21 protein-coding genes are annotated in these 10919 nt (G+C 49.6%); all 21 read left to right on the top strand.

Annotation, left to right across the window (positions count from 1 at the left end; all coding sequences use genetic code 11):
- On the top strand, positions 1-256 hold a 256-nt coding region (locus ACFQ45_RS17570), incomplete at its 5' end, for a hypothetical protein (protein ID WP_377370084.1).
- Positions 257-268: 12 nt separating this feature from the next.
- Positions 269-538, top strand: coding sequence for a DUF3850 domain-containing protein (locus tag ACFQ45_RS17565; protein WP_377370082.1), 270 nt, complete (start codon positions 269-271; stop codon positions 536-538).
- 215 nt (positions 539-753) lie between these two features.
- Positions 754-1308 carry a hypothetical protein gene (locus ACFQ45_RS17560; protein ID WP_377370080.1) on the top strand — a complete coding sequence of 185 codons (555 nt, stop codon included), beginning with the start codon at positions 754-756 and terminating at the stop codon, positions 1306-1308.
- The gene (locus ACFQ45_RS17555) at positions 1301-3025 is read left to right on the top strand and encodes a replication endonuclease (RefSeq protein WP_377370078.1); all 1725 of its coding nucleotides are present in this window, start codon (positions 1301-1303) and stop codon (positions 3023-3025) included. Before ACFQ45_RS17560 ends, ACFQ45_RS17555 begins: the two co-directional genes overlap by 8 nt.
- Positions 3016-3621, top strand: a complete 606-nt coding sequence (locus ACFQ45_RS17550; RefSeq protein ID WP_377370076.1) for a hypothetical protein — start codon at positions 3016-3018, stop codon at positions 3619-3621. The genes ACFQ45_RS17555 and ACFQ45_RS17550 overlap by 10 nt, the downstream gene beginning before the upstream one ends.
- Before the next feature lie 14 nt (positions 3622-3635).
- Complete coding sequence (locus ACFQ45_RS17545; protein WP_377370074.1) at positions 3636-3851, top strand: hypothetical protein; 216 nt, start codon at positions 3636-3638, stop codon at positions 3849-3851.
- A complete protein-coding gene (locus ACFQ45_RS17540) occupies positions 3844-4290 on the top strand; it encodes a hypothetical protein (RefSeq protein WP_377370073.1) in 447 nt (148 codons plus the stop codon). The genes ACFQ45_RS17545 and ACFQ45_RS17540 overlap by 8 nt, the downstream gene beginning before the upstream one ends.
- Positions 4287-4772 carry a hypothetical protein gene (locus ACFQ45_RS17535; protein WP_377370071.1) on the top strand — a complete coding sequence of 162 codons (486 nt, stop codon included), beginning with the start codon at positions 4287-4289 and terminating at the stop codon, positions 4770-4772. The genes ACFQ45_RS17540 and ACFQ45_RS17535 overlap by 4 nt, the downstream gene beginning before the upstream one ends.
- Positions 4772-5458, top strand: a complete 687-nt coding sequence (locus ACFQ45_RS17530; protein WP_377370069.1) for a hypothetical protein — start codon at positions 4772-4774, stop codon at positions 5456-5458. The genes ACFQ45_RS17535 and ACFQ45_RS17530 overlap by 1 nt, the downstream gene beginning before the upstream one ends.
- 262 nt (positions 5459-5720) lie before the next feature.
- Positions 5721-6518: a major capsid protein P2 gene (locus ACFQ45_RS17525; RefSeq protein ID WP_377370068.1), complete on the top strand. Its 798-nt coding sequence runs from the start codon at positions 5721-5723 to the stop codon at positions 6516-6518.
- 10 nt (positions 6519-6528) lie between these two features.
- Positions 6529-6828: a hypothetical protein gene (locus ACFQ45_RS17520; RefSeq protein WP_377370066.1), complete on the top strand. Its 300-nt coding sequence runs from the start codon at positions 6529-6531 to the stop codon at positions 6826-6828.
- Positions 6825-6977, top strand: coding sequence for a hypothetical protein (locus ACFQ45_RS17515; RefSeq protein ID WP_377370064.1), 153 nt, complete (start codon positions 6825-6827; stop codon positions 6975-6977). The genes ACFQ45_RS17520 and ACFQ45_RS17515 overlap by 4 nt, the downstream gene beginning before the upstream one ends.
- An 80-nt stretch (positions 6978-7057) precedes the next feature.
- Positions 7058-7261, top strand: coding sequence for a hypothetical protein (locus ACFQ45_RS17510; RefSeq protein WP_377370062.1), 204 nt, complete (start codon positions 7058-7060; stop codon positions 7259-7261).
- Positions 7258-7635: a hypothetical protein gene (locus ACFQ45_RS17505; RefSeq protein ID WP_377370060.1), complete on the top strand. Its 378-nt coding sequence runs from the start codon at positions 7258-7260 to the stop codon at positions 7633-7635. The genes ACFQ45_RS17510 and ACFQ45_RS17505 overlap by 4 nt, the downstream gene beginning before the upstream one ends.
- Positions 7635-8228 (top strand): hypothetical protein, encoded by a 594-nt coding sequence (locus ACFQ45_RS17500; RefSeq protein ID WP_377370058.1) that lies wholly within the window; start codon positions 7635-7637, stop codon positions 8226-8228. Before ACFQ45_RS17505 ends, ACFQ45_RS17500 begins: the two co-directional genes overlap by 1 nt.
- A complete protein-coding gene (locus ACFQ45_RS17495; RefSeq protein ID WP_377370057.1) occupies positions 8228-9079 on the top strand; it encodes a hypothetical protein in 852 nt (283 codons plus the stop codon). The genes ACFQ45_RS17500 and ACFQ45_RS17495 overlap by 1 nt, the downstream gene beginning before the upstream one ends.
- Complete coding sequence (locus tag ACFQ45_RS17490) at positions 9076-9534, top strand: pyocin knob domain-containing protein (RefSeq protein ID WP_377370055.1); 459 nt, start codon at positions 9076-9078, stop codon at positions 9532-9534. Before ACFQ45_RS17495 ends, ACFQ45_RS17490 begins: the two co-directional genes overlap by 4 nt.
- Positions 9535-9580: 46 nt before the next feature.
- Positions 9581-9922 (top strand): phage tail fiber protein, encoded by a 342-nt coding sequence (locus ACFQ45_RS17485; protein WP_377370053.1) that lies wholly within the window; start codon positions 9581-9583, stop codon positions 9920-9922.
- Complete coding sequence (locus tag ACFQ45_RS17480; protein WP_377370051.1) at positions 9922-10398, top strand: structural protein P5; 477 nt, start codon at positions 9922-9924, stop codon at positions 10396-10398. The genes ACFQ45_RS17485 and ACFQ45_RS17480 overlap by 1 nt, the downstream gene beginning before the upstream one ends.
- Entirely contained in the window at positions 10395-10559 is a 165-nt protein-coding gene (locus ACFQ45_RS17475; RefSeq protein WP_377370049.1) for a hypothetical protein, read from the top strand. Before ACFQ45_RS17480 ends, ACFQ45_RS17475 begins: the two co-directional genes overlap by 4 nt.
- The gene (locus ACFQ45_RS17470) at positions 10559-10747 is read left to right on the top strand and encodes an HP1 family phage holin (RefSeq protein WP_115468640.1); all 189 of its coding nucleotides are present in this window, start codon (positions 10559-10561) and stop codon (positions 10745-10747) included. The genes ACFQ45_RS17475 and ACFQ45_RS17470 overlap by 1 nt, the downstream gene beginning before the upstream one ends.
- Positions 10748-10919 lie beyond the last annotated feature (172 nt).

Below are 10919 nucleotides of genomic sequence, written 5' to 3'. Positions count from 1 at the left end.
GTTTAGACCAATGGCAAGACCAGCAAAAGACACTAAACCACATAACGCGGCAATTATTGGCGGTATGCCGTTGGTAGTTACCGCTCCTTATATGACGCAAGCGCAATGGGCTGAACACACGGGACTATCGAAAGAAGCCGTTCGCCTACGCCTGAACGAAGGCACGATTGCTCGTTATCAGCCAATTGAAGGCGGCACGATTTTCGTCAACGTTTTGGCGGAAATGAAGAAAACCGCCGAAGCACAGCCTTACTAAGGAGGGATTCACATGATTAAACCTCCTTACCACCAACTAAAAATTTGGCCTGAGTTTTACCGCGCTGTCATTGATGGCCGTAAGTGCTTTGAAATCCGTGAAGATGATCGCGGCTTTGCTGTTGGTCAATTGGTCTGTTTGCAAGAGTTTGATCATTTGGGCGATGGCTACACAGGCCGCTCTTGTCTGGTGGAAATCACTTACCTAACTAGCTGGGCTCAACAAGAAAACCACGTTGTATTCGGTTTTGAGTTCACAGGGTTATCTAAAGAGGTGGCTTAAAAATGGAATTCTTTGTCATTGGGTTTGGTTGGGGCGCGGTGTTTAGTGCCGTTGCGTTGCTTGCTTATCGCCACGTCAGCAAGGAGGAAGCATGACCCCATTAGAGGAACAACGAAAGCAGCTCCTAGCGTGGATGTTGCTTTTTCCGCCTGATCCAGTCCTTAAAAAAATCGCTACCAGTTACCACGCCATGCAACCCAAGAGAGAAGTAATCAATGTCAAACCAGCCAAGACCCAACGCCCTAGACAAAGTGAATTGCCTTTTATTCAGTTTTTCAGCGTCTGAAATCAACGTTGCGCGGTTGATCGGTAACCACTGGCGAAAAATGTACGTATGCCACGAAATTGACCGTGGTGAAGTGGCGGGTTGGACGTTTATTACCGTTTGGGACCCTGAGCAAACCATTAGCAAAATTCAAAGACAGCCGTCATTTAAAACCAGCTCACTTACCCAACACCATTATGAACTAGGCGAAATCGGTGCACAGCTAAACGCACCGTTAACCCGCTGGGAATTGGAAATGCTGAACAACATGGTGACCGCTGCTATCGAGGGTCGTTTAAATCGCTTCTTGTTGCTAGATGAAGGCGTGATGAACGATGTTTTAGGTTCATACCTTACCCAGTCGTGGACGTGTAACAGCACTGCTATTGCCTTGGCTGAAAAACTCCAGTTGCTTCAACATTTCGCAGGAATGTCTGACGGTTGCGGCATCTATCAATCAGCTGTTAATGCTGTTCAACGTGTTAAGGGGGTGGAGCGTGTTTAACCCTACTCTGCACTGTATTGAATGGCGTAATGAACTCTTATCTGATGTAAGCCGTGAAGACGCCGCCGAATTGCGCCAGCGTCTTGACGAGTTAGACCAGTCTGAGGGGTATGTTGCCGCTAATACGTGGCTACGTAGCGTTATTGAACGACTGCAGTTGCTTAACCGTGTTTCGATTATGCGCCCCGCAGTAGAGAAAGAAGCTGACAGACTGGCGGAACAAATGGGGCAAAATGCCGCCCTTGAGTGGTTGCGCGGTGTCGTTCAACGTCTACGTTACATTGACCGACTTATAACCGATCTAAACGGTGAAGAGCTGGCGAAATGGGCAGAAGAAAAAAGCCGCCGCTTTGAGGTGGATTTAACCCGCGAGGCGATGGAAAGCGGTGCGGCCTATGCGCGCCGATACATGGCCGAAAGCCTCTTAGTTGCTGGCGTTACGTTTACCGATTGGGAAGACGGCGACAAAGTCGCGGCTATGGCCGCTCGTATGATCTTGCCAGAGTGGTGGATTCGTAACGCTAAGAAACAATTTCGTATTGTTGAGAATGTGCTTCGTGAGTGTGGCCAAGTATGCAAACAGGGCTCACCTTATGTTTCTAGTTGGTCGCTAAACAAGTTTCGTAAGCAACAACAATCTAACCGCTCATTCCTAGAAAGCTGGGAAGCGGTGAATCAATACAACCAATCTTTTACTTTGGCTGAATTGTCCGATCGTGGCGTTTCAAATCCAGTGAACCGCCGTAATGAGTTGATGACTCGTATTCGTGGTACGGAAGAGTTGGCCACAGAGCTAAACCATGACGGCCTGTTCATTACATTAACTTGCCCGTCTAAGTACCACGCCGTAAAGATCAACGGAAAACGAAACAAGAAGTTCGACCGAGCAAACCGCCCAACGGTTCGAGACGGTCAAAAATACCTATGTGATACATGGGCAAGAATCCGCGCCTTTCTAAAACGCAACGGCTTACCTGTCTATGGTATCCGCACGGTAGAGCCTAACCATGATGGTTGCCCACATTGGCACATGATGCTGTTTTGCGATAAGCAACACACCAAAGCGGTGATTGATGCCTTCACGCTTTACGGCTTGATGGAAGACGGGAACGAGCTAGGCGCTAAGAAACAACGTGTGAAAGTTGTCCGTATCGACCCAGCAAAAGGGACGGCTTCGGGCTACGTGGCTAAATACATTTCTAAGAACATTGACGGTAAACACATCGACACCGACCTAGAAACAGGTAAAAGCGGCACTGAGGCGGCGGAACGTATCACCGCCTGGTCACGCCGTCACGGTATCAGACAGTTTCAATTTTTCGGCGGGGTATCGGTCACGGTATGGCGTGAGCTTCGCCGCTTCTCAGTTGAAAACGCCCCTGCTCTATGTACTGACATTTACCACGCTGCAAACCGTGGGGACTGGATGGCGTTCACTAAATTAATGGGCGGCGTATTCGCTGGCCGCAATCAGACCTTAAAACCTCACTACTCAGAACCCGAAGAAAACCAATTCGGTGAAATGGTCACCTCAATCATGGGCGTTGCCCGCGGTTTAGAGGTTGCCGTCACTCGTTTGTATGAGTGGACAGTGCAAAAGGTCGGGGCTCAGGTTTTAGAGGACGACGAAGTCGTCCCTTGGACTCGTGTCAATAACTGTACGGGGGGCGAAGCCGCCCAACTCTTCGACCGGCGGGAGGGTTATTTATGGCAGTAGCGGTGTTATTTGCCAGGTCTGACAGCTTTTACAAAACAATTAATGGGTGTGATGTGTGGGACAAGGAAAGGGATGCAACAAAATTTGATGGTAATTCCCCTGTGATTGCTCACCCACCATGCAGGGCATGGGGGCAGTTACGCAAACTTGCAAACCCGTATCCAGGCGAAAAGGAATTAGCTTACTTTGCCGTTGATGCAGTCCGTAGAAATGGCGGTGTTTTGGAGCACCCGAAGAAATCAACTCTTTGGCCGGCGGCGGGGCTACCCCTTCCAGGCGTAAGGGATCAATTCGGGGGATGGACGTTACCCATTTTTCAATCTTGGTGGGGGCATAAAGCTGAAAAAGCGACCCTTTTATACATAGTTGGATGCGAACCGAAAGATATTCCTGAACTGCCGATGCTCCTGGGCGAGGCGCAATATATTTGCGGTTCTCCTGGGCGGCGAAGTGATGGAACCAGATTACACAAAGGCGATTTGGGGTGGCGTCCTGAAATCACCAAAGCAGAGCGCGAGCATACACCACCAGATTTAGCCCGGTGGCTCGTTGAATTGGCTGGTCGTTGCGACCGGCGGGAACATGAAAACCACTAAAGGAACATTCAAAAATGAAAAACGAACAACTAAGGGAATTAATGGAAGAGCGAACGAAAGCCCAATGGGAATTAGTCGAATCCATAAAAACCATGAATGGGGTAAACCCTATGAGCTTGATGATGAACCCTAAGGGGCTAGGCGGCGTTTTTGAAGCGCTTACAAAGTCCGCTGAGTTGAATGATCAAGTAATCACAGAACTAGCACGGAGGGCTTTAGCTCATGGCTGAAACAATCGGCTTTATTCAGTGCAGTGAACGCCACTGCAAAGAGATCGCGGAAGTACGCAAGGCAAGCGGTAAACGCTCAAGTCTTTATACGGTTTGCCCTGCTTGCGGCACCAACCAAGGCAACGGCGCGGCGCGTCAAAAATACCTAGCAGACAACCTAAAGGTTACTGTTGATGACATTGGCTTCGTAGTGAAGCTGAATGAAAAAGTAACTCGCCCAGTAACCGAAGAAGAAAAAGCCGCTATATCAAGTAAACAAGCGGCTTCCAGCGTTTCAGAGGATACCGAAAACAAGCCTAACCCGATACCTACGGATAAGCCTAAAGCTATCCCAACGGCTCCCCCTGCCTTGCTGGGGGCGTTGGCATTAGCCGCGGCACTACTCACGGCAGTTTTTGCCACTCGTAAACCAAGTAAACATAAGGAACACACAGCATGAAAGACGAAGAACAATTGGAACTAGAACACACTGGCGAACTACCCACCGAGCAAGCGGAATACCTAAAGGCTCTGGAAGCCGAAGAGCAGGCGGAAGACTTCGACCCTGAGCAAGCCAAGGCCGAAGAAAAAGCGGCGGAGCAACAAGCCGAAATGGATGAACAAACCGCACAAATGACGGCGGTCATGGGCTTAGGGACGATTGAATTTGCGCTTAAGCGCTTCATTCACCCTGAGTTTGAATTCACCACCGAAACCAAGGCGTATGCCATTGAGAACCTAAGCCCGGCATTGATCAAATACGGCGCTTTGCTTCCTGAATGGATGGGCGCATACGATGCCGAAATTAAAGCGGCCATGGCCGTAGGTAAACTGGTATCTGAGGGCATGGACACCAGCCGCGAGCTAAAGGCCAAAGATGCCGCCGAAGCCAAGGCCAAACAGGACACGCAAAACAGCCAGCGTGATCAGGTGGCCGCGTAATGCTTAAGCCTAGAAACCAAAACAACAAGCTGTCTGAAAACCACTGGTTGGTGGTGGGGTCGTCTGGTTCGGGGAAGACTACGGCGGTTAAGCAGTTGGGCATGGTAAAGGCTACCGATCAGGTCGCCATATTCGACCCGTATTTAGATTACGAGGACTTATGCGGTCGTGAGGTGCGCCGCTATACCTCGCTTTCTAAATTCGCTCGAGCTTTATTTTCTGCCCGTGCCGCTAAGCAATCACGGGGATTTAAAATTGCTTATAGCCCTAGCGATGGTGCCAACCCTAAAAACCTAGAGGCATTCTCTAAAATTATCTGGGGCGCTGGGGACGGCCTACACAAGAAGCCGCTTAAGGTGGTGATGGAAGAGTTAGCGAAGTGTGTGACAACCAGCGGTAAAGCTACTGGGGCATTTGGTGAGATTTTGACGGGTGGCCGTAAATTTGGCTTGGAAGCGATTTGTATTTTTCAGCGTGGACAAGAGGTGCCAAAAACAATCGTGGGTAACTGCCCTAATAAATGGGTAGGCCGTCAGCAACGCCTTAATGATGCGGTTTACCTATCCAAAGAGCTGGATTTTCCAGTTGATGCAATTAAGGCACTACCAAGATACCACTATTTGGTTAAAACCAATGACCACGATATAGGTGAATACGGCTCAGGGAAGCTAAGAAAGTTACGCTAATTTGTGCAAAAAATAAGGATAAGAAGCCCCGATATACCTTTAGGTATCGGGGCTTTTTTGTGCCTTGACGGAAGCCTAGAGCGGTTTTGTATGTTTCGTCCTGTTCAACAAACATTAATCACGAACAGGAACATTCAACAATATGAAAGACGTTAAAAAATACATGCCTATGGTAATGGTCGCGCTAGCAGTAGCGGCGGCGGTTGTCTGGGCGTCAAACAATGTCGATGCTGTCGAAGACGCAATCGGTTAAGGGGGCAATATGTTACAGGTAGTGAAACCCCTAAACAGTTTCAACGGTGTGGGCTTTAACTCTAAGGCGTCTATGTCTTTGCCAGTGGGTCCGACATACAACGAAATCCACCTTGTTACCTCTTTGAAGGCGGCTCAAATCCGCCAAGTGTCCGTTGTGCTAAACGGCGACACCATCATTCAAGTGAGCGGTGACGATTTGGTCATGATGGAAGACTACAAAGGTCACTTCGTTGATGAAGGTACATTTGTCATTCCATTTACCAACCCAACAGCGAAAAACCAGAACGGTGCGAACTTCGGCGGTTTGGTCACTTTGGCGGGTGAGAACATCACCTTAGAAGTGGAAATCGGTGCAGGTTCCGGTGCTTTGACTCTGGACGCTTACGCCTTCCAAACCCCTGCACAGGCTCGCCGTGTTTGGGTGCCTCGTATTCGTACTCACGTTATGCCAGCGAACGCGGCAGGCTGGAACGACTTTACGACTTTTCCAGCGAACGCGGCTACGTCTATTCGCCGTGCTTACTTCAAGGCGGGGATCAATCGTCTGAAAGTGGAGCGCGACAACCTCATTCTGTTTGATGCAAAGGATTCGCTACAGCGCTTCCAGCAAAAACGAATCGGGCGTTTCCCTCAAGAGGGCGTGTTTACCTTTGATCCGACCATGTACGGCTTTGAGCAAGCGGACGTGCTGAACACAGGTTACAGCTCTGAGTTTGTTTTCCGTGTGGAAGTGAACGAAGCGAAACCTATTCCCGTTTTGGTTGAGTCCATTCAACAAGTCGCACCGCTATCAGCAACGGCTTAAGGGGGCGGCTATGGGTATTTGGGACAGCGTAACCGCTTATGTCGATGAAAAGGAACAAGCCGTTTCTGAGTGGTGGAATGACACCGAAGACAGCGAGGGCGCGCCTAAGTCTTACCAACAGCAAGCCCAAGCGGAAAAGCTCGCGGAAGGCTCAGCCCTTCCCAAAGTGGAAACGGCAAGTAATGCCACAGGGGAGACCGTTGTTGTCACTGCTTCGGCTTTACCGCCCTATTCGCCTTGGTTGATCGGTGGCGGTGTGCTGGTGGTCGTGTTGGCAGTCTTCGCCATGATGATGAAAGGGGGTAAATGATGCCATTGGTTTTCTTAGCGCCTCTTTTATCGGGTGTGGTCGGCTTCGGTGCTGGCTGGTGGGCGGGTGATTCGTTCGGCTGGGTTAAGTGGTTGCTGATTGCGGCGCTGGCTTGGTTCGTTCTTCACGTAAAAATGGGGGTGATCTAATGCGGTTCATTCCCTTTTTAATCAAGTCCGTCATGTTGGCCGTTGTGTCGTTTTTCTTAACGAAAAAGTTGGGAGGTTAAATGTCTTCTATTCCTGGCATCAGTTCGGGTGGTGGTGACATCAATCCAGACTTAAGCGCAACGGCAACTAACACAGGCGGCACCAACGCACTAGGCGGCTTTGCCTTTGGTAACTACTCCAAGTCAAAAGGCGTGAGCCCGTTATTGATTGGTGGTGTTGTGGTGGTCGCACTTTGGTTCATGTTCAAAGGGGGCAAACGATGAAGGTACAGCGCATTAATTGGCCTCTTAAAGTGCCTGAAAAACTGCTTACAGCCTGCGGTGACGACTTCAAAACCATTCGTAACCAAGTGCAAGACGGCATTGCCCATTTGTACAAGCTCGAATCGGACAACACCGATTTGTTGGTGGTGACACGCGGCGAAGAAACACCAAGCGGTAGAGAGTTTGTGATCGTTTGCGTGGCGGGTCATGGCATGAAAGACGCGGGGCAATTCTTGATTGATAACGCCAGTCGTCTGGGCTTTGACAGCATTCGCTATCACGCAAACGAGGCCACTCACCGTCTTTACTCAGCCTATGGCTTTGGTGGTGATGAAATCGAACGTGTCTACAAAGTCGCGCTAGGGGGTGAGTGATGGGCGGTAGTTCTAAAAGCTCAAACAAAACCGTTAACAACGTCACCAACTATTCACTGCAAGGTATGGAAAGCGCTGAAACGGTGGTCGCGGGTGACGGCAACACGGTGACAACCACCGATTACGGCGCGGTTGATGGTGCCTTTGCTCTTGGGTCTGAGGCGCTGGGCTTTGCTGAAAATGCGTTAGAGATCGGCGGTGAAGTTATCAACGGCAACACTGAAGTTTCCAAGCTGGCAATTAATGCAAACGGTGAGCTGGCAAAAGACGCGCTTAATCAGGGTTTTGGCTTTGGTGAAAGCGCGCTAGAAGCCAACAGCAAAGCGCTAGATAAAAGCTTTGAATTTGGCACCACGGCCATTGAGTCCAACAACGAAGCACTGCAAACGGGCTTCGGTTTTGCGGAATCGCTGGTACAGCAAAACACGGCGAATGCGGCGGCTAACAACTTGGCAATGAAAGAACTCGCTAAATCTGTGTCAACGGGCGGCGCTTCGGACGTGGCAAGCCAGTCACTTAAGACTGTGTACACCATTGGCGGCGTAAGCGTGGCCGTGGTACTGGGGTTACTACTGATCAAAGGGGGTAAGTAATGTTTGTCACTCTGCAACCATTGGAAGAAGTGACCCTATCAGGGCGTGGTGAAACCGTTGTGTACATCAGCGGAAGCGAACCACTGTTATTGATGGCCAGCAACAAACGGGCGGAAATCCCGAGTGGTTCACAGATCACTTTTCCAGCCTTCGACCAATTCACAGTACAGAACAAGGGTGAAAGCCCTGTCACGGCTGAATTGCTCGTAGTGGAAGGGGAATTCCGTTCGCTGGCCGAAGGTTCAACTGTTCGCATTCAAGGGATTATTGACCCTGTGGAAGTGAACGAAGTGCAACGAATCGTTGAAGCAGTCACGGCCAACATTGCGAACACCGTGGATATTCGCCAGATCACCGAAACCTTAAAGACGGAGATCACTAACCAGATCACCGCCAGCATTGCGGGGACGGTGGACATTCGCACGATCACCGAGACGTTGAAGGCCGATGTAATGAACACGGTCACGGCGAACATTGCCAACACCGTAGACATTCGCACGATCACAGAGACGTTAAAGGCCAATGTAATGAATACGGTCACGGCCAACATTGCCAACACCGTAGACATTCGCCAGATCACGGAAACGCTTAAAACTATTGAGACGCCAGCGACAAGCCTCGCAACGTTTCAAAAGACTTTTACGGCTGGGGAGACTTACATCATCCCAGCGAACACAAACCGCCGTGATGTGACCATCATGGCATCGGAAGACAACACAGACACGGTGACTGTGGCGGGTATCCCGCTTCGCGCTGGTCAGTATGTGGAATTAACTAAATACACAGGCGCGGTCACTGCCCAAGCAGTCTCCGCAGATGATCAAATTTTTATTACTGAGGTAATCAAATGAAAGTAGGTTCTCAATCAACCTTAAATGACTTGGCGTTACTGGATAGTCAAATCGAAGCGATTAATACCACGATTTCCAAGCTGAACTCAGACGTTAGTCAATTCGCGGATATTAACAACCTCCACACTTTTATGAAGGTTCGCCCAACACTCACGACAGAAGATTTTTTTGTGATTCGTGAGCCGGGCATTTACAAAATCCAGAATGGATCACAGACCCCTAACCCTAACCGACCTCCTGAGCTTCGTTGGGGCTTGGCTAATTTGTATGGCTCACTCGTTGTTTACCGTTCTGAAATCAACGGCGAAAACCGAACAGTAATCGACTTCCTTAGTGATGGCGGTGCTCGATTTACAGCCCATTCAAATAATGGCGGCTGGAGCGAGTGGAGCGAAATCCCTGTCATTGGCGAGACGGCTATTGTTGATGCTGACGGCTTCATTAAAACGGTCTAAGCGCCGCGCTTAGACTCCTGAAACAATCACAAAAGGAACATAAAACATGGCAATTATCCAAACCACAGCGGCGCTGAACTTGCTACCAGATGGCGTAAATAAAAACAGCACACAGCCACAGATGACAACCGAACGTCTAGAGCTTGGCGTGTACCAAATCAGCGGCGTGAGCGGTCTAGCCTCCGAAGGCTGGCGCACCACGATCAAGAAAGACGATAACGGCGAACCATCATTTTCACTGGAAACAGAAGCCAATGAAAACGGCGTCCTAGTCCGCACTTACGAACGCGGCACCACTACCCCTACTGACATCATCGGCGCGTTAACACTTCGCTTTGATGTGGAAGTAGAAGTGCCAGACATTGAGCCAGTGGCAGAGCCGGCCTAATGAACAAACCAGCCCTAGCCCTAGCTGGTCTAGGGCTCGTTTACATCATCTATCGGGGGAGCAAAATGCTTGCAGTCGATGACGTGCGCGGAATGCGCAACAAGAACCCCATGAACGTAGTGAAAACCAACATTCAATGGGACGGAAAAACAGAAGGCGAAGACCCTACTTTTGAGACGTTCAAAACGTATTCATACGGCATTCGTGCAGGGGCTAAATTGCTAGTGAACTATCAAAAGCTACACGGCATAAACACCGTACAAGGCTTGATTAACCGCTATGCTCCCAGCCACGAAAACCCAACCAGCGCATATATAAACCACGTAGCGGCGGCGGTAGGCGTAGCGCCTGACCAACCCATAGACGTACAAGCCAACCTATACAAACTGGTTTCTGCCATTATCAAATTTGAAATTGGTTCAAACCCTTTTGCGAGTTGGTATATCAAGGACTCAATTAAGAAGGCGTTAGCATGAAGGAAAAACTAAAGTCCATTTGGGCAAATCAGAAAAAGCCGATTATGGTTATCTTGCTTGGTCTATCTGGGGCTATTGGTGTTCCAGCATGGTTAGGCACACCCGCTTCATCAATTGCTTACAGTAGCATTTGTACAGTGTTTGAGATTGAGTGCGACTAATGGAAAAGATACTAAGCCCGACCACATACGGCGGCGCTTTTACGGCATGGATGGGAAGTATGACAGCGAACGATGTAGCGGCCTATGGTGGCCTAGTGGTTGCCGCCGCAACATTCGCGGCCAACGTATGGTACAAACGGCAACACCTAAAACTAGCAAAAGAGAAATTAGAAAAGGGGCTAAACTAAGCCCTTTTTTTTTACACGCCCTACATGGGCGGCTGCCAGGTGCGGAAGTCTTGAAAGCCTGATGCAAAAGCAGAGCAGGAACGGCACAAGCTTAGTGCTTTTTAAATGGCATTTCAATGTCCACAAAGTGTCCACCAAGACCACACCAAACCCCACTATCACACACTATTGA

The sequence above is a fragment of the Rhodanobacter aciditrophus genome (genome assembly GCF_042679525.1).
GTDB lineage: Bacteria > Pseudomonadota > Gammaproteobacteria > Pseudomonadales > Marinomonadaceae > Marinomonas > Marinomonas aciditrophus.
The sequence above is the reverse complement of the archived record's forward strand: the minus strand, read 5'-3'. Positions and strand labels throughout refer to the sequence as shown.